This window comes from Brevundimonas sp. FG128, from assembly GCF_057809775.1.
Window position 1 is genome coordinate 1 of the sequence record NZ_JBMDKP010000004.1, and the last position, 16,012, is coordinate 16,012.

General features: G+C 68.9%; 16 protein-coding genes. 5 read left to right on the plus strand and 11 right to left on the minus strand.

Annotation, left to right across the window (positions count from 1 at the left end; genetic code table 11):
- Positions 1–7: 7 nt before the first annotated feature.
- The 10 genes from ACODSC_RS11515 to ACODSC_RS11560 all read right to left on the minus strand — a co-directional run bounded on the left by ACODSC_RS11515 (position 8) and on the right by ACODSC_RS11560 (position 10,283).
- A complete protein-coding gene (locus tag ACODSC_RS11515; protein WP_488814069.1) occupies positions 8–1,429 on the minus strand; it encodes a sensor histidine kinase in 1,422 nt (473 codons plus the stop codon).
- On the minus strand, positions 1,430–1,828 hold the full coding sequence (locus tag ACODSC_RS11520; protein WP_488814070.1) for an endonuclease domain-containing protein: 399 nt from the start codon (positions 1,826–1,828) through the stop codon (positions 1,430–1,432).
- Between the two features lie 63 nt (positions 1,829–1,891).
- The gene (locus tag ACODSC_RS11525) at positions 1,892–2,563 is read right to left on the minus strand and encodes a response regulator transcription factor (protein ID WP_488814071.1); all 672 of its coding nucleotides are present in this window, start codon (positions 2,561–2,563) and stop codon (positions 1,892–1,894) included.
- 81 nt (positions 2,564–2,644) lie between these two features.
- The gene (locus ACODSC_RS11530; RefSeq protein WP_488814072.1) at positions 2,645–2,827 is read right to left on the minus strand and encodes a hypothetical protein; all 183 of its coding nucleotides are present in this window, start codon (positions 2,825–2,827) and stop codon (positions 2,645–2,647) included.
- Positions 2,828–3,359: 532 nt separating this feature from the next.
- A complete protein-coding gene (locus ACODSC_RS11535; protein ID WP_488814073.1) occupies positions 3,360–4,904 on the minus strand; it encodes a Do family serine endopeptidase in 1,545 nt (514 codons plus the stop codon).
- 107 nt (positions 4,905–5,011) lie between these two features.
- Positions 5,012–5,518 (minus strand): cytochrome c-type biogenesis protein, encoded by a 507-nt coding sequence (locus ACODSC_RS11540; RefSeq protein ID WP_488814074.1) that lies wholly within the window; start codon positions 5,516–5,518, stop codon positions 5,012–5,014.
- Positions 5,515–7,500 carry a heme lyase CcmF/NrfE family subunit gene (locus ACODSC_RS11545; RefSeq protein WP_488814075.1) on the minus strand — a complete coding sequence of 662 codons (1,986 nt, stop codon included), beginning with the start codon at positions 7,498–7,500 and terminating at the stop codon, positions 5,515–5,517. The genes ACODSC_RS11540 and ACODSC_RS11545 overlap by 4 nt, the downstream gene beginning before the upstream one ends.
- Positions 7,497–7,973: a cytochrome c maturation protein CcmE gene (gene ccmE / locus ACODSC_RS11550; protein ID WP_488814076.1), complete on the minus strand. Its 477-nt coding sequence runs from the start codon at positions 7,971–7,973 to the stop codon at positions 7,497–7,499. Before ccmE ends, ACODSC_RS11545 begins: the two co-directional genes overlap by 4 nt.
- A gap of 70 nt (positions 7,974–8,043) precedes the next feature.
- Positions 8,044–8,877, minus strand: coding sequence for a c-type cytochrome biogenesis protein CcmI (ccmI, locus tag ACODSC_RS11555; RefSeq protein ID WP_488814077.1), 834 nt, complete (start codon positions 8,875–8,877; stop codon positions 8,044–8,046).
- 17 nt (positions 8,878–8,894) lie between these two features.
- Positions 8,895–10,283, minus strand: a complete 1,389-nt coding sequence (locus tag ACODSC_RS11560) for a hypothetical protein (RefSeq protein WP_488814078.1) — start codon at positions 10,281–10,283, stop codon at positions 8,895–8,897.
- 164 nt (positions 10,284–10,447) lie between these two features.
- Between ACODSC_RS11560 and ACODSC_RS11565 the strand changes: the two genes are divergently transcribed.
- The 5 genes from ACODSC_RS11565 (at position 10,448) to ACODSC_RS11585 (ending at position 15,096) form a co-directional block, all read left to right on the plus strand.
- Entirely contained in the window at positions 10,448–11,380 is a 933-nt protein-coding gene (locus ACODSC_RS11565) for an ABC transporter ATP-binding protein (protein ID WP_488814079.1), read from the plus strand.
- Positions 11,377–12,144, plus strand: a complete 768-nt coding sequence (locus ACODSC_RS11570; protein ID WP_488814080.1) for an ABC transporter permease — start codon at positions 11,377–11,379, stop codon at positions 12,142–12,144. The genes ACODSC_RS11565 and ACODSC_RS11570 overlap by 4 nt, the downstream gene beginning before the upstream one ends.
- A 41-nt stretch (positions 12,145–12,185) precedes the next feature.
- Positions 12,186–13,223: a hypothetical protein gene (locus ACODSC_RS11575; protein ID WP_488814081.1), complete on the plus strand. Its 1,038-nt coding sequence runs from the start codon at positions 12,186–12,188 to the stop codon at positions 13,221–13,223.
- An 84-nt stretch (positions 13,224–13,307) separates the two neighbouring features.
- Positions 13,308–14,738, plus strand: a complete 1,431-nt coding sequence (gene tldD / locus ACODSC_RS11580; protein WP_488814083.1) for a metalloprotease TldD — start codon at positions 13,308–13,310, stop codon at positions 14,736–14,738.
- A 61-nt stretch (positions 14,739–14,799) separates the two neighbouring features.
- Entirely contained in the window at positions 14,800–15,096 is a 297-nt protein-coding gene (locus ACODSC_RS11585) for a hypothetical protein (protein ID WP_488814084.1), read from the plus strand.
- Between the two features lie 7 nt (positions 15,097–15,103).
- On the opposite strand, the gene ACODSC_RS11590 is transcribed toward ACODSC_RS11585, so the two are convergent.
- On the minus strand, positions 15,104–15,991 hold the full coding sequence (locus ACODSC_RS11590; RefSeq protein WP_488814085.1) for a TraB/GumN family protein: 888 nt from the start codon (positions 15,989–15,991) through the stop codon (positions 15,104–15,106).
- Positions 15,992–16,012: the final 21 nt, after the last annotated feature.

The following is a 16,012-nucleotide window of genomic DNA, read 5'->3' on the forward strand; positions in this document are numbered from 1 at the left end:
AGCGGATTTACTGAGAAACCGAAGCTGGCGGCAGAACCAGCGCGACCCGTAGCCCCGGCCCGAAGTCGCCATAGGCGCCGGGGCCTTCGTCCAGAACGACCCGGCCGCCATGGGCCTCGGCCACCGCCGTCACCAGCGACAGGCCCAGGCCCGAACCGGGTTCGGTGCGGCTGTTGTCCAGGCGCACGAAACGCTGGACCACCCGTTCGCGGTCCTCCTCGGGCACGCCGGGGCCGGTGTCGGTGACGGAGTATTCGATCTCGCCGGACGACCGCCTGCGCGCCCGCAGCTTCACCGCCCCGCCGGCCGGGGTGTATTTGATGGCGTTGTCGATCAGATTGGCCAGGGCCTGGGCCAGGAAGGGCTGGTTGCCCTCGATCATCAGGCCGGTCTCGACCTCGGCGGAGAAGTCGATGTCCTTGTCCTCGGCGGCCGGCTCGTAAAGCTCGGCCATGTCGGCGGCCAGTTCCGAGGCGTCCATCACCTTGGGGTCAGGCGCGCCGCCAGCCTGAAGCCGCGCGATGGCGAGGACGGTATTGAAGGTCTTCAGCAGATGATCGGCTTCATCCAGGGCGATGCCCAGGGCGTCGACGCCGTCGATCTTGCCGGCTCCCGCGTCGATCAGCGCCACCTCCAGCTTGGCCCGCATCCGGGTCAGGGGCGAACGCAGGTCGTGGGCGATCGCGTCGCCCGCGTGCCGGATCGAGGCCATCGACCCCTCCAGCCGATCCAGCATGGTGTTGAGACCCTGGCCCAGTTCGTCCAGTTCGTCGCCGGAATGGCGGATGGGGGCGCGCTGTTTCAGGTCGCCGTCCTGCACCGCCTGGACCACGCGGTTCAGCCCGCCCATCGCCGCCTCGACCCGGCGGCTGATGTAGAGGCCGCCCGCCAGGCCCAGCAGCATGACCAGCGCCATCGCCCCCCACAGCGCCTGGGTCAGCCGGTTCAGATATTCCTCGATCCCGCCGATATCCTCGCCGACGAACAGGGTGTCGCCGCCGGTCAGGGGCATGATGACGCCGATGGATCGGCGGTTCTCGACCCGGCCGTCCGGATCGGTGCTGGTCAGGCGGAAGGTGCTCCACTCACCCCGCCCCACCTGCGGCGCTTCCTTCAGGTCGAAGGGCATGACGGACAGGTTGCCGGTGACGATCTTTCCGTCCGGCCCCGTCAGAAGATACAGATAGGGCCCGCCCCGGATCGTGCGTTCCACCAATGCCTGGTTCAGGGCGTCGATCCCGCGCGTGCGGTGAATGGCGGTCAGGGCGGACAGCTCGACCTCGACATCCGCCTGCGCCCGTCCCTGCGCCTCCGACGCCGAGGCGAAATAGACATAGGCCAGCACCGCGCCCGCCGCCGCCACGAAAAGCGCCAGGAACAGCAGCGTCAGCCGAAAGGGCGTGCGACGAAGGAGGGAGGGGAGGCGCAACTATTCTCCCTCCCCTTCATGGGGAGGGACGGCGGCGCGCAGCGACGCCAGGGTGGGGGAGTTCTCGAGCCTGACCACGACGAAATCCATCACATCGCCGATATTGTCGCGTATGGCCGCATTGTCGAAGCGCAAGGTGACGAACCCCTCTTTCGCCGGGACCGCATCCCTGATCCGATCATGGCGTATCTGTTCATCCAACTGATGGACCTGTCCATCGACCTCGATCACCAGACGATGCGTGAAACAGACGAAATCCAGATAGTAGCCCTTGAACGGCGCCTGACGGCGAAAATGGAAACCCTCGCTGCGGAGCCGCTTGAGATTGGCCCACAGTCGGGCTTCAGGCGGCGTCATGATCTTGCGCATGGCGCGAGCGCGATCTGTCTCCGAAGACATCAACACTTCCCCACCCTGATCGCTACGCGATCGTCCCTCCCCATAAAGGGGAGGGAGAGTTGATCACGCCTCCAGCCGATACCCCGCGCCGCGCACGGTCTGGAGCATGGCCTTGTCGAAGCCCTTGTCGATCTTGGAGCGCAGGCGGCTGATGTGGACGTCGATGACGTTGGTCTGGGGGTCGAAATGGTATTCCCAGACCTTCTCCAACAGCATGGTGCGGGTCACCGACTGGCCGGCGTGGCGCATCAGGAATTCCAGCAGCTGGAACTCGCGCGGCTGGAGGTCGATCTCGGTCTCGCCGCGATGGACGGTGCGGGCGATCAGGTTCATCTCCAGGTCGCCGACCTTCAGCACGGTCTGGACGCCGCCGGTCTCGCGACGACGGGCCAGGGCCTCGACGCGCGCGATAAGTTCGGCGAAAGCGTAGGGCTTGACCAGATAGTCGTCGGCGCCGGCCTTCAGGCCCGTGACCCGGTCCTCGACCTCGCCCAGGGCCGACAGGAACAGGACCGGCGTCTGATCGCCGCCCTTGCGCACCGTCTCGACCATGCCGACGCCGTCCAGACGCGGCATCATCCGGTCCACCACATAGACGTCATAGCCGCCCTTCTGAGTCTCCAGCAGGCCGAAGGCCCCGTCCACGGCGTGGGTCACGTCATGTCCCGCTTCGGACAGGCCCCGCACCATGGCGGTCGCCGCCTCGGCGTCATCCTCGACCACCAGAATCCGCATGAAACCCCTCCCGGAATCAAAATCGCCGCCGATGGTAGCGCATCGGCGGCGATAGAGTGAGTTACTTGAAAGTAAGTCGGATCAAGCCTGCGTCCCATCGCCAAGAGGGGTGCAGCCGTAAGGTGAACAAATCATGCAGGTCGTCACCAGCTTGCTGGTCGTGCAAACGATGCCCGCGCTCGCAGAGGTGGCAGGGATGGTCGCCATCAAAACAGTCCCCGCGAATGTGCTTGCGGCAATAGAAAAACGAACGAGCTTTTTCATGATAACCTCCTACGCGTCCCAACAGCAGCACAATCAAACATACTCTTCAGATTGCGCAAAACAACACCCTAAGGCACGCGATTGGTGACATACGGCACATGTCATGACCTACGGTCCAGATCAGCAGAAATGCCTCCGGTTGGCCCAAGGCCATGAATTGCGGGAGGCGCATTTCCATGCCGTTGACCTCAAGCCATCAGACCGAAGCCAGCGCGATCAAACGTTGTCGCCGTCGGCGTCAGCAAAGCGACGGTAATGCCCCCGGCCTTTGCCGAGGTAACCGACGTGTGTTTGGCGTGCTAACCCCTCGCAGCCGGATGGTAAAGCCGATGCCGACCGAGACGTCAGCGGGCGAAAGAACCGCGAATTCCCGCCGATGTCGAAGCCGTGAATGGCTTAACGTTGGACCGCTGGGATTGCCTCGGTGATGGCAGGATCAATCCGCATGGGTCGGTGTTAGGGCTTCGACGCCGCCGATGTTGGCGCATCGGCGGCGATAAAGGGAGCTAAGGCTTGGTCAGAATGCCGCCGATCATTCGTCTTCAGACAATGGCAGGACGATTGGTGCGTTGCCCTGCGGGGTGCGCACCAACAGCAGAACACCAGGGCGACCCGCCGTTCTCACCGCAGCGACGGCGGCTTTCAGGTCGTCAGAGGACCTGACTGGCCGGCCGTTGGCCTGAACGATCACCATGCCCGGCTGGAAACGAAGACGCGCAGCTCGTGAAGAAGATTCAACGGCTGTCACGACGAGGCCTTCCACATCGGTTGGCAGACTGTAACGGCTTCGAAGTGCGGCGTTGACCGGCGCGATAGTCAGGCCTTCCACCGTATCGCCAGCAGCGGCCCCTGGCTTTCCAGGGCCCTGCATACCCTCATCATCAGACTGCGGGCTTGTGGTCAGATTGGCAGGACGGGTGCCTGAGCGAACGTTCAGCGTCTGACGACGCCCTTCACGCAAGACCTCCAAACGGAGGGTGTCGCCAGGTTTGGCGCTTCCCACCGCGCGAGTAAGCTGGGTGGAACTGTCGATGGCGACGCCATTGAGCGCGACTACGACATCGCCTGGACGCAGGCCGGCCTGTGCAGCAGGGGCATCCGCAGTAACGTCCGTAATGAACGCTCCCTTCGTTGCCTCAGGCAAGCCAAGGCTTTCGCGGTATTCGTCTGTCAAAGTGCCTATCGTGACACCCAAATAGCCCCGCTCAATAGCTTCGCCGCTCATGAGGCGCTGGGTGATCGACTTGGCGGTTTCGGCCGGGATGGCGAAGCCGATGCCGACCGATCCGCCGGTGGGCGAATAGATGGCCGAGTTCACGCCGATCACGCGACCGTAGATGTCGAAGGTCGGGCCGCCCGAGTTGCCCCGGTTGATGGCGGCGTCGATCTGGATGTAGTCGTTGTAGCCTGACGGGTCGATATCGCGCGCCTTGGCCGAGACGATGCCGGCGGTTGCGGTGCCGCCCAGGCCGAACGGGTTGCCCACGGCGATGACCCAGTCGCCGACGCGGGGCTGGGCCGTCTCTTCGAAGCTGACGTATTTGAAGTCGTCGCCCTCGACCTTGATGACGGCCAGGTCGGTGCCGGCGTCACGGCCGATCAGACGGGCCGGCAGCTCGCGCCCGTCCGACATCTTGACCTTGATCTCGGTCGCGTCGGCGACGACGTGGTTGTTGGTGACGATGAAGCCGTCCTGAGAGATGAAGAAGCCCGACCCGGCGCCCTGGGTCGTCTGAGGCTCGGCGTCCTCGCCCTGGTCGCCGCGACCTTGCGGCGGCACGAACTGGAACGGCAGGCCGGGGATGGTGAAGGCGCCGCCCTGGGGCTGTTCGACCGGCACCGTCACATCGATCTGGACCACCGCAGGGGCGACCTGTTCGAAGATGGTGGCGAAGCTGTTGGGCGCGCCGGGCGGGGGCGAGAAGCTGTCGCCGTTGGCCGGGACGGGCGTGATCCGGTTCACAGCCTGCGGCTCGGCGTGTGCGCCGGGCCAGCTTATGACACCGCCGGCGGTCGCGGCCGCCGCCAGAGTCAGGCCGGCCGCGGCCCCGAGAATGAACTCCTTGCGCTTCAGCATCGTGGTCCTTGCGATCCTCTGTTCGGCGCCGAGCGGGCGCCGCGTTCGCGTTTGATATAGGCCGAATGGGCTGAGCGCCAATTCCGGCGTTCGATGGTTGATCCCGACTAGCGCCCGTCGTGAGGCGAGGTTGCGTCAGGATCGCGGCGAAGCTTCTCATTTCGGAGAACTTCGTCCAGTCGCGCCTCCTCCTCGGGCGAAAGCGGCGCGGCCTCGACCGGACGGCGGCGCGCGCGGAGAACCAAGACCAGGCCCGCCAGCGCCGCCAGGCCGAACGGCCCGAACCACAGCAGCCAGGTCCCCGCCCGCACCGGCGGGGTGAACAGGATGTAGTCGCCGAACCGCCGCACCAGGTCGTCGCGCACCGCCTGATCGGTCGCGCCCGAGGCGATCTCCTCGCGGATCAGGCGGCGCATGTCGCCGGCCACGCCCGCCGGACTGTCGGCGATGGCCTCGTGCTGGCAAACGACGCAGCGCACGTCTTCGAACAGGGCCTGGGCCCGGGCTTCCTGGGCCGGATCCGCCAGGGGGCGGTCGGGCGCGGCGGGCGGTTCGGCCCCCATCAGCGTCACCGCCAGGACCGGCGCGGCCATCAGGACGACCAGCCGCCTCATGAGGATTTACGCCTGCGCGCGCCGACGCCGAGCCGAAGGCGACGGTCCAGCAGGGACAGAAGGCCCCCAAGCGCCATGATCATCGGTCCCAGGAAGATCAGCCGCGCCCAGGGGTTCCAGTACAGCCGCACGACCCAGGCCGGCTGGGCCGGGCTGCCCGCCCGCTCGCCGATCACCACATAGACGTCGTCCAGACCCCGGAAATCCAGCCCGACCTCGGTGGTCGTCTGCCCCCCAGCTGGAAAGAAGCGGCGCTCCGCCGTGACGGTCTGCGCCTGGCCGCCGTTCGACGGACGCACCGTCAGCCGGCCCTGTTCGGCCAGATAGTTCGGCCCCTCCACCACACGCACCTCGTCCAGGGTGACCGTCCAGGGACCGGCGGAGACGCTCTGGCCGATGGAGAGGGCGCGCGCCGTCTCGGCCTTGAAGCCGGTCTCGACCACCGCCCCCAGGATGAAGACGCCCAGGCCCAGGTGCGCCAGGGTCATGCCCCAGGCGCCCAGCGGCAGGCCCTTGAGGCGACGCAGGGTCTCGGCGCCCGAGGTCCGGAACAGGCGCGCCCGTTCGGCGACCTCGGACAGGGATCCCAGGATCAGCCAGGCGCCGATGCCAATGCCGGCGGCGGCGAAGGCCTTCTTCGGCTCCCAAAGGGCGTAGGCCGCCAGGGCGCAGACCAGGGCCAGGCCCGCCGCGACGGCCAGCCTCTGTATCGCGCCGGGCAGGTCCCCGCGCTTCCAGGCCAGCAGCGGCCCGGCGGGCAGGATGATGAAGGCGACGACCATCAGGGGCACGAAGGTGGCGGCGAAATAGGGCGGGCCGACCGAGATGGTGGCGCCGGACGCGGCCTCCAGGATCAGGGGATAGAGGGTGCCCAGCAGCACGGTCGCGGCCGCCGCCGTCAGGAACAGATTGTTCAGCACCAGGGCGCCCTCACGGCTCACCGGCGCGAACAGGCCGCCGCCCTTCAGCTGGGGCGCGCGCCAGGCGAACAGGGCGAAGGCGGCGCCGGCCGTGACCCCCAGGATGGCCAGCAGCATCAGCCCGCGCTGCGGATCGACGGCGAAGGCGTGAACGGAGGTCAGAACCCCGGACCGCACCAGAAAGGCGCCCAGCATGGAGAAGGTGAAGGCCAGCAGGGCCAGAAAGACGGTCCAGCCCGCCAGCGCGCCGCGCCGCTCGGTCACCACGGCGCTGTGCAGCAGGGCCGCGCCGGCCAGCCAGGGCATGAAGGACGCGTTCTCGACCGGATCCCAGAACCACCAGCCGCCCCAGCCCAGTTCGTAATAGGCCCAGAAAGAGCCGAGCGTGATGCCGACGGTCAGCAGGGCCCAGCTGGCCAAGGCCCAGGGGCGCACCCACCGCCCCCAGGCGGGCCAGAAGGCGGTCTGGGCTCGACCCTCGATCAGGGCCGCGACGGCCAGGGAGAAACAGACGGAGAAGCCCACATAGCCGGCGTAGAGCAGCGGCGGATGCACGGCCAGGGCCGGGTCCTGCAGCAGGGGGTTCAGCGATGCGCCCTGGAAGGGGGCCGGGTCCAGGCGGGTGAAGGGGCTGGAGGTGAAGACGGCGAAGGCCAGGAACAGCGAGCCCAGCGCGCCCTGCGTCGCCACGGCCGAGGCCTTCAGTCCGAACGGCAGGCCGCGCGCGCGGGCCAAGGCTCCACCGAAGACCGTCAGGACCAGGCACCACAGCAGCAGCGAGCCCTCGTGGCTGCCCCAGGCGCCGGCGACCTTGTACAGCATCGGTTTGTCGGTGTGGCTGTTGGCCGCGACATTGGAGACCGAAAAGTCCGAGACGACGAAGGCGTAGATCAGGGCGGCGAAGCTCAGGGCGATCGCCGCCGCCGCACCCAGGGCCGCCCCCTGGCCCGCGCCCGCCAGAACCGGGCTGCGCCGCAGCCGCCCCGCCGCCGACATCGCCGTCTGAAGGATCGACAGCGCCAGAGCCAGCGCCAGGGCGAAGGCCCCAAGCTCCGCAATCATAGTGGGGTGTTCTCGCCGGCGGTTTCAGGCCGCCATTCGCCCTTCGCCTTCAGGCGGTCGGCGACCTCACGCGGCATGTAGTTCTCGTCATGCTTGGCCAGGACCTGGCTGGCGCGGAAGGTGCGATCGGCGCCGAACGATCCTTGCGCCACGATCCCCTGCCCTTCGCGGAACAGGTCGGGCAGGTCGCCGTGATAGACGACGCGGGTCACGCCCACATTGTCGGTGATGGAGAAGGCGACCACGCCGTCGCCGGACTTGTGAACGCTGCCCGTCTCGACCAGACCGCCCAGGCGGATGTTGCGCCCCTCGGGCGCCTTGTCGGCCGTGGCCTCTGACGGGGAGTAGAAGAAGGTCACGCTGTCCTGCATCGCCCACAGCGACAGGCCGACCGCCAGGGCCAGGATCGGCGCCACGGCGGCGACGACCCACAGGCGACGACGCGCCTTCGGCGATTTGGGCAGCCAGCTCATGCGACGGACGATCCGGGTTCGGAGGACAGACCGGCGGCGTATACCGTCGTCGAAGGGCGAGACCAACGCGTCATCGCGCCCCCTCCCCTTGCGCGTTGACGGCGGGCAGGCGTCTTTCCAGGTCCTGACGGCGGGGATCGGCCGGGTCGAGCGCGGCGATCAGAGGCGTCCACAGGGCCCGGGCCGCCGCGCCGTCGCCGCGACGCAGCGCCGCCTCGCCCAGGAAGAAGCGGGCGCCCAGCTGGTCCGGGTCCAGATCCAGCGCCTCGCGGAAGGCGGCCTCGGCGTCGCCGCCGATCTGGTTGTCATTGGCGACCACCAGGCTTTCGCCCAGCCGCGCCCAAGCCTGGGCGTCCTTCGGATCCAGCGCAATCAAACGTCGGAAGGCCGAGGCGGCGCCCAGCGGATCGCCGGCGGCGAACCGCGCCGCGCCCAGCATGGCCAGGGCCTGGCGATCCTGGGGCCGCTGCTTGGCGATGCGGGCGGTCACGGCCGCAAGTTGCGCCGGCTCCAGGGTGTCGAGATTGGCCGCCCATTGATCGACGCGCCGCTCAAAGCCCTGGTCCGGCAGGCCGGGCGAGCCGGTGAAGACATAGAGGCCCAGCGCGCCCGCGACCGTCAGGCCGATCCCGCCCAGCACCCACAACCGGTCCCTGGCCCCTTCGGCCGGGCGCGGCGCGGCGGTCACGGCCAGAAGCCGTCGCCCGGCCTCGGCCCGCGCGCCGGCGTAGGCGGCGTCGTCCAGAAGACCGCGCGCCTTCAGCCGATCCAGCTCCTCGATCTCGCGCGAACCGGCCTGGGTCTCAGCCTCGACGGCGGGGTCGGCGCCGCGCCGCGCGCCGGCCAGCACCAGCAGGGCGGCCAAGGCCGCCGCCAGTCCCGTCATCATCCAGAAGGCGATCATCCTCGCCGTCTAGCCCATCAGTGAACCAGGGGCGAGGCCCCTCTGTCCGTGGGGCGCGACACCCGCGCGGTTTCCGCCGCCGCCGCCCGTCGCCGCACCGCCCGCGCGGCCTCCAGCGATTCCACCAGGGTCAGGAAGCGCGCCGCGACCCCGACCAGCCGCAGCACATGGTCGGGGTCCTCGGCCTCGCCGTCTGACACGCTGTCCAACGCCTCATTGGCCCAAGTGGACAGATAGTCGGTCAGTTCGATCTTCAGCGCCGAACGGTCGGCCTCACATCCGAAGGTGTTGGCCGCGCTGCGCAGGGCCGCGACCGCGCCCAGCAGGGCCGCCGCCGCCTCGATCGGCTCGCCCTGGCTGGGCGCCTCCAGCCAGGGACACAGCCGGGTCATGCGCCCGGTGATGGTCCGGCGCTTCATCGGCAGGGCCGCGTGGACGGCGGCCGAGGTGGATTTCATCAAGCCTGACAACTGGCCCGAGACCTGAACCCGCGCCATCCGCGCCGCCTTGCCCCACGAGGAGTCGGGCCGGATCTGAAGGCTCATGTCCATTTCGGCCAGCACCCCGGCGCACCAGGTCACGTCTTCGACCACGCCCAGCATGGCGGTCTCGCCGTCGGACGGCCGCACAGCGGCGATGCCGCGCACCCTGGCCTGGACCGACGCCAGCAGCCGCTCGACGAAGACGCCCATTTCGGAATGGCTGAGGATCACCTCATGATCGGCGAGGCGGCTGGTGCGCGTCACGACCCGCAGCATGCGCTCGGCGTCCGCGACATGGGCGAACAGGATGTCGATCATGCGCCGCCCGCCTTCGGGCGACAGGGCCAGACAGTCCTGGATCAGCAGCCGCAGGCCCGCCAGCTGATTGTCGTCGGGCCGCTCCAGCCACACCGGCAGACGCGGCAGGGCGCCGCGCGCCAGGGGCGTCAGGTCGAAACAGCCGGCCAGTTCGAACGGGGTCGAAGGCGGCTCTCCGTCCGCCGGGCGCTGATAGTCTGGCCAGACGTCGCCGGGGCGGTCGCGCAGCACCGCCGCCGCCTTGGCGCACAGCCGGTCGGCGGCCAGGGTCCACTCGCCGTCGAGGGAGACGGCGCCGTCCAGCAGCGGCAGAAAGGCCTCTTCGCCGAGACGCGCCCGGCGCCAGACGCGGGCCAGGACCTGGGGCGGAAAGGTCAGGGCGGGCGCACCGTCCGTGCGCGGATGGAACAGGGGCAGCAGGGGGGCGAAGGCGGTGGCGCGGCGGGCGCGGTCGCGGCTCTCGCTCGCCACGATGGCGCTCAGCTCTTCCGCCTTGGACCCGCCCAGCCCCATCGCGGCGATCGCCAGCTGCGCCAGGGTCGCATCGGGACAGGCCTCGACGACCGCCGTCAGGGCGGCGTGGTGGGCGGCGGACAGGGACGACACGAAAGCTCCCGCCAACGAAGGGACAGCCTGCACCGTGCGGCAATCGGGTTAACAACGACTTGGCGCCCTGCGAACGGCGCCGCCCCCTTGAGTCAGGCGGCCGGCACGCCATATTGCCGCCACACCCGGAGCCGGCGCCTCATCGCCCCCGGAGAGGAGCGCCCATGCCGGTAATCGAGATCGACGGCCTGACCAAGACCTACAAGTCGGGGCTTCAGGCGTTGAAACGTGTCGACCTGACCATCGACAAGGGCGAGATCTTCGCCCTGCTGGGTCCCAATGGGGCCGGCAAGACCACATTGATCTCCATCGTCTGCGGCATCGTCACGCCCACCACGGGGACGGTGACCGCCGACGGCCACGACATCCGATCCGACTTCCGCGCCGCGCGCAGCAAGATCGGCCTGGTGCCGCAGGAGCTGACCACCGACGCCTTCGAGACGGTGCTGGCCACCGTCACCTTCAGCCGGGGCCTGTTCGGCAAGGCGCCGAACCCCGCCTTCATCGAGGGGGTGCTGAAGGACCTGTCGCTGTGGGACAAGCGCGACGCCAAGATCATGACCCTGTCGGGCGGGATGAAGCGCCGGGTGATGATCGCCAAGGCCCTGAGCCACGAGCCGGACATCCTGTTCCTGGATGAACCCACCGCCGGGGTGGACGTCGAACTGCGCCGCGACATGTGGGCGATGGTCCGTAAGCTGCGCGAGCGCGGCGTCACCATTATCCTGACCACCCACTATATCGAGGAGGCCGAGGAGATGGCTGATCGGGTGGGCGTGATCCTGAAGGGCGAGCTGATCCTGGTCGAGGAAAAGTCGGCCCTGATGAAGAAGCTGGGCAAGAAGACCCTGACGCTGAACCTGGTCGAACCGCTTCAAGCCGTGCCCGCCGACCTGTCGGACTGGGATCTGACTTTGAAGGCCGAGGGGGGCGAGCTGGAATACAGTTTCGACGCCAACGCCGAGGACACCGGGGTGCCGTCGCTGATCCGCCGGCTTGAGGCGCTGAACATCGGCTTCAAGGACCTGAATACCCGCCAGAGCTCGCTGGAAGACATCTTCGTCAGCCTGGTTCACCAGAATGGAGCCGCGGCATGACCTTCAACGGATATGGCGTCTGGGCCATCTATCGTTTCGAGATGGCGCGCGCGCTGCGCACCGTCTGGCAGAGCATCGTCACGCCGGTCATCACCACGGCGCTTTATTTCGTCGTCTTCGGCGGCGCCATCGGCAGCCGGATGCAGGAGGTCGGCGGCGTGCCCTATGGCGCCTTCATCGTGCCGGGCCTGATCATGCTCAGCCTGTTCACCCAGTCGATCTTCAACGCCTCCTTCGGCATCTACTTCCCCAAATTCACCGGGACCATCTACGAAATCCTGTCCGCGCCGGTGTCGTCGCTGGAGATCGTGCTGGCCTATGTCGGCGCGGCGGCGACCAAGTCGGCGGTGCTGGGGCTGATCATTCTGGCCACGGCGGCCTTCTTCGTGCCGCTGCAGATCCTGCATCCGTTCTGGATGATGGCCTTTCTGATCCTGATCTCTGTGACGTTCAGCCTGTTCGGCTTCATCATCGGGGTGTGGGCGAACGGCTTCGAGCAGTTGCAGATGATCCCGATGCTGATCGTCACCCCCCTGACCTTCCTGGGCGGCGCCTTCTATTCGATCGACATGCTGCCGGACGGCTGGCGCACGGTGACGCTGTTCAACCCGGTGGTCTATTTGATCTCGGGCTTCCGCTGGGCCTTCTACGGCCAGGGGGACGTCGCCATCGGGATCAGCCTGGCGGCGACGCTGGCCTTCTTCGCCGTCTGCCTGGCCATCGTCATGTGGATGTTCAAGACCGGCTATCGGCTCAAGAACTGATCCGTCACGAAACCGGCCAGATCGCCAGCGAATAGATGACCATGTCCGACGACCAGAAGACCCCGACGCCGCAGCCGACGGCCCGACCCGAACCTTTTGCGCGCAAGCCCGCGCAATGGGGCCGCATGCCGGCGACCACCTTCCACGTCGGACCTGTGCCCGTCGCCTCCAATCCGCTGGATCGCATTCCCGATCCGCCCGCGCGCAAGGCCCCGGCGGCCCAGCCGCGCGGCATCCAGAACCAGAGCCTGGCGTCCGGCCTCGCGCCCGGCCGGGTTCCAGACCAGGGGCAGGCCCAGGCGCCGGCGGCCCCCGCGCGTGCGCCCCGCCAACCCCGGACCGCGCCGGGCGCCATCCTGTCCGGCTCGCTGATCCCGCAGGCCCGGCCGGCTGCGCCCGCGACGCCGCCCCAGCCGACCCCGGCCGCGCCCAGGCCCGCCGCCGACCTGACGGTTCGCCCCCTGCCCGAGGCGTCCAGGCCGGTCGTCGCCGACGTCGCCCCGACGGCGTCGCCGCGCCCTGTCGCGCCTGTCGTCGAAAGCCCGGTGATCGAGCCTGCCGCGCCCGCCTATGCCCGCGCCTCGGCCAGGCCGGCGCGCCTGCCGCTTTACGCAGGTGCAGGATTGGCGGCGGTCCTGGTGATCGGCGGCGGCCTTTGGTTCGCGATGCGCCCCACGCCTGCGTCCACACCCGCGCCTGCGCCCGCATCCAGCGCCCCGCTGACGGCGCCTCCAGTCGAAACCGTCCCCGCCGACGCCGCGCCGGTCGAGGCCGCCACGGCGCCTGAACCCACGACGGAAAGTGTGACGCCCGCTGCACCGCCGGCCACGGCGTCCCCGGCGCCCTCCGCCGCCCGCCCGACGACGACCCCGCCGCGTTCGACGACGCGCGAGCCGGCGTCGTCTTCGGCCGCCGCGCCGCCGACGACCGCCGCACAATCCGCACCGACCCAGACCGCGCCGACGGTTACGACCGAACCGCTGGTGATCGTGCCGCCCGCCCCGGCGCCGACGGCTGCGCGGCCTGCGAGCAGCGATCCCGACGCCCCGGTCGTGACCCGGCCCCAGCCGCTGGACTGATCCCGGCGGCGGCGCGAAGGGCGGCTGCCGCCTTTCGCCGTCGGGGCAGGTGACGAAACGGTCCGCAGCCCCTACCTATCGCCCATGACCGTTCACGCCTCCCCGCCGCCCATCCTCGACACCGCCGGCGTCGATACCGACGAAGCCCTGTCGATCCTGAAGACGGCCCTGGCCGGCGCCGACGACGGCGAACTGTTCCTGGAGCGGTCCGAGAGCGAGAGCCTGGTGTTCGACGACGGCCGGCTGAAGTCCGCAGCCTATGACGCCACCGAGGGCTTCGGCCTGCGGGTCGTGGCGGGCGAGACCGCCGGCTACGCCCACGCCAACGAGATCTCGGCCGCCGCCCTGCGCCGCGCCGCCGACAGCGCCGCCCTGGCCAAACAGGGCCACGCCGCCCGCGTCGCCGAAGGGCCGCGCGCCACCAATCAGAAACTGTATGGCGAGGTCGATCCCCTCGCCTCGCCCGCCTTCTCCGACAAGATCGCGCTGCTGGCCGAGATCGACGCCTGGGCGCGCGCCCGCGATCCTCGCGTGGTCCAGGTCTCGGCGTCGCTGGTCGGCGAACGCCGCGCCATCGAGATCCTGCGCGCCGACGAACGGGTGGTGCGCGACGTGCGGCCCCTGGTCCGGCTGAACGTCTCCGTCACTGTCGAACAGAACGGCAAGCGTGAGAGCGCCTCGTCCGGCGCCGGCGGACGGGCCGGTTTCGAGACCTGGGTCGCCCCCGAACGCTGGCAGGCCCAGGTGGACGAGGCCCTGCGTCAGGCCCTGGTCAATCTGGACGCCATCGACTGCCCGGCGGGCGAGATGGACGTGGTCCTGGGCGCCGGCTGGCCCGGCGTCCTGCTGCATGAGGCCATCGGCCATGGCTTCGAGGGCGACTTCCACAGGAAGGGTTCGTCCGTCTTCAACGGCATGATGGGCAAGCGGGTCGCTGCTCCCGGCGTCACCGTGGTCGATGACGGCTCCATCGCCGGGCGTCGCGGCTCCCTGTCGGTCGATGACGAGGGCACGCCGAGCTCGCGCACCGTCCTGATCGAGGACGGGATCATGGTCGGGCTGATGCACGACCGGCTGTCGGCGCGCGAGATGGGCGTCACCGCCACCGGCAACGGCCGTCGCCAGTCCTTCGCCCACATGCCGATGCCGCGCATGACCAACACCTTCATGGAGGCCGGCCGGGACTCCAAGGCCGACATGATCGCCAACACCAAGCGCGGCCTCTACGCCGCCAATTTCTCGGGCGGCCAGGTGGACATCACCAACGGCAAGTTCGTCTTCCAGTGCAACGAGGCCTATCTGATCGAGGACGGGGTGATCACCGCACCCGTCCGCGGCGCGACCCTGATCGGCGACGGCGCCACGGCCCTGACCAAGATCCAGATGGTCGGCGACGATTTCGCCTTCGATCCCGGCGTCGGCGTCTGCGGCAAGGCCGGCCAGGGCGTGCCCGTAGGCATCGGCCAGCCGTCGCTCAAGATCGGCGGCCTGACCGTTGGCGGCACCGCCGTCTGAGCCAAAGCGGAACCGTATAGCGACGCAGGGTGTTTCCCCGCCACACTGGAGAGGAAACACCATGCCGACCGAACGTGAAGTCCAACATCCCGATGGCCGGGTTGAACGCATCACCGAAACCACCGCCGCCCCCACGACCGTAGTGGAGCGCCGCAGCGGCAGCGGCATGGGCGCCATCGTCGCCCTGGTCGTCGGCCTGCTGGCCGTGCTGGTGATCGGCTACTTCCTGTTGAACATGAGCCGTAGCGAAGAAGTCGAGTCCAACGCCATCGCTGGTGCGGCCGAAAGCGTCGGCAACGCCGCCGATAATGTGGGCGATGCGGCCCGCGACGCGGTTCCGTCGGCCCCGGCCGACTAAGACCCCGTCAGGGGGCGGATGGGCGCCAATCGGGACCCAGCGGTTCCAGCCCATCCGCCTCAAGACGATCCAGCACGCCGCCCGGCTCGGCCAACAGCCGCAAAGGCGCGATGGCGACCGTGACGCCGGTTTCGGCGAGGGCCTCGTCCACCGCCGTTTTCCAAATGGCGCGCAGGGTTTCACCCTGTCCCATAACCGACCAGTAGGAACAGGCGTTGGTCGCTCGGTCGAGCGGCGAAGCCAGAACGTCTGGCACCCTCCTCAGACGCCAAGCTTCTGCACGCTGTGCGGCTTCTTCCGGATCAGCCTCCGCAGCCGTCACCGCCGCCGTGATGCAATCGATATAGGCTTCGGGCGGGGTGGTCAGGATCTTGTCCACCATCTCGTCGCCACGAAAGACACCCACCGGCTCGGCCGGCTTACGGTTGGTCCGGGCGGCGCGACGCACCACCTCCGACACCGGCCGCGCCCGACGCGCATAGCCGCCATGTTCCATCAGATCCGCCGACAGCATCAGCATGCTCTGGCGGCTGGGGCCCTCGCCCGTCGCCTGTTCCACCCGAGCCTCAAGTTCTGGCGACAGATAGTCCGCGCTGGTGCGGTCGTCCGGCAGCCGGGTCAGGGTCCGCATCCGCCACAGCAGCCGCCCCACGTCCGCCAGCGACGCCCGCCCCTCGACCGGAAACAGCACCCGATCCGCGCGTTCCACGGCGGTGACCAGAGCGTCGGTGCGCCATTCCATGTCGCGCGGCAGACCGTCGATCGAGCCCACCAGGATCAGTACGCTGTCGCCGCGACGCACCTCCCACATCGGCCCTTCAATCCGGCGCGCCGTGACGACGATGTCCTCGACCTCAGCCGCAGGCGCGTCCTGTGCCGCAGCCGGCCAAATCAAGACCGTCCCCGCAAGCAAAGC

Coding starts and splice junctions, on each gene's coding strand:
- ACODSC_RS11520 (WP_488814070.1), bottom strand. CDS start 1,828: ATGTCTTCGGAGACAGATCGCGCTCGCGCCATGCGCAAGATCATGACG.
- ACODSC_RS11525 (WP_488814071.1), bottom strand. CDS start 2,563: ATGCGGATTCTGGTGGTCGAGGATGACGCCGAGGCGGCGACCGCCATG.
- ACODSC_RS11530 (WP_488814072.1), bottom strand. CDS start 2,827: ATGAAAAAGCTCGTTCGTTTTTCTATTGCCGCAAGCACATTCGCGGGG.
- ACODSC_RS11535 (WP_488814073.1), bottom strand. CDS start 4,904: ATGCTGAAGCGCAAGGAGTTCATTCTCGGGGCCGCGGCCGGCCTGACT.
- ACODSC_RS11540 (WP_488814074.1), bottom strand. CDS start 5,518: ATGAGGCGGCTGGTCGTCCTGATGGCCGCGCCGGTCCTGGCGGTGACG.
- ACODSC_RS11545 (WP_488814075.1), bottom strand. CDS start 7,500: ATGATTGCGGAGCTTGGGGCCTTCGCCCTGGCGCTGGCTCTGGCGCTG.
- ccmE (WP_488814076.1), bottom strand. CDS start 7,973: ATGAGCTGGCTGCCCAAATCGCCGAAGGCGCGTCGTCGCCTGTGGGTC.
- ccmI (WP_488814077.1), bottom strand. CDS start 8,877: ATGATCGCCTTCTGGATGATGACGGGACTGGCGGCGGCCTTGGCCGCC.
- ACODSC_RS11565 (WP_488814079.1), top strand. CDS start 10,448: ATGCCGGTAATCGAGATCGACGGCCTGACCAAGACCTACAAGTCGGGG.
- ACODSC_RS11570 (WP_488814080.1), top strand. CDS start 11,377: ATGACCTTCAACGGATATGGCGTCTGGGCCATCTATCGTTTCGAGATG.
- ACODSC_RS11575 (WP_488814081.1), top strand. CDS start 12,186: ATGTCCGACGACCAGAAGACCCCGACGCCGCAGCCGACGGCCCGACCC.
- tldD (WP_488814083.1), top strand. CDS start 13,308: ATGACCGTTCACGCCTCCCCGCCGCCCATCCTCGACACCGCCGGCGTC.
- ACODSC_RS11585 (WP_488814084.1), top strand. CDS start 14,800: ATGCCGACCGAACGTGAAGTCCAACATCCCGATGGCCGGGTTGAACGC.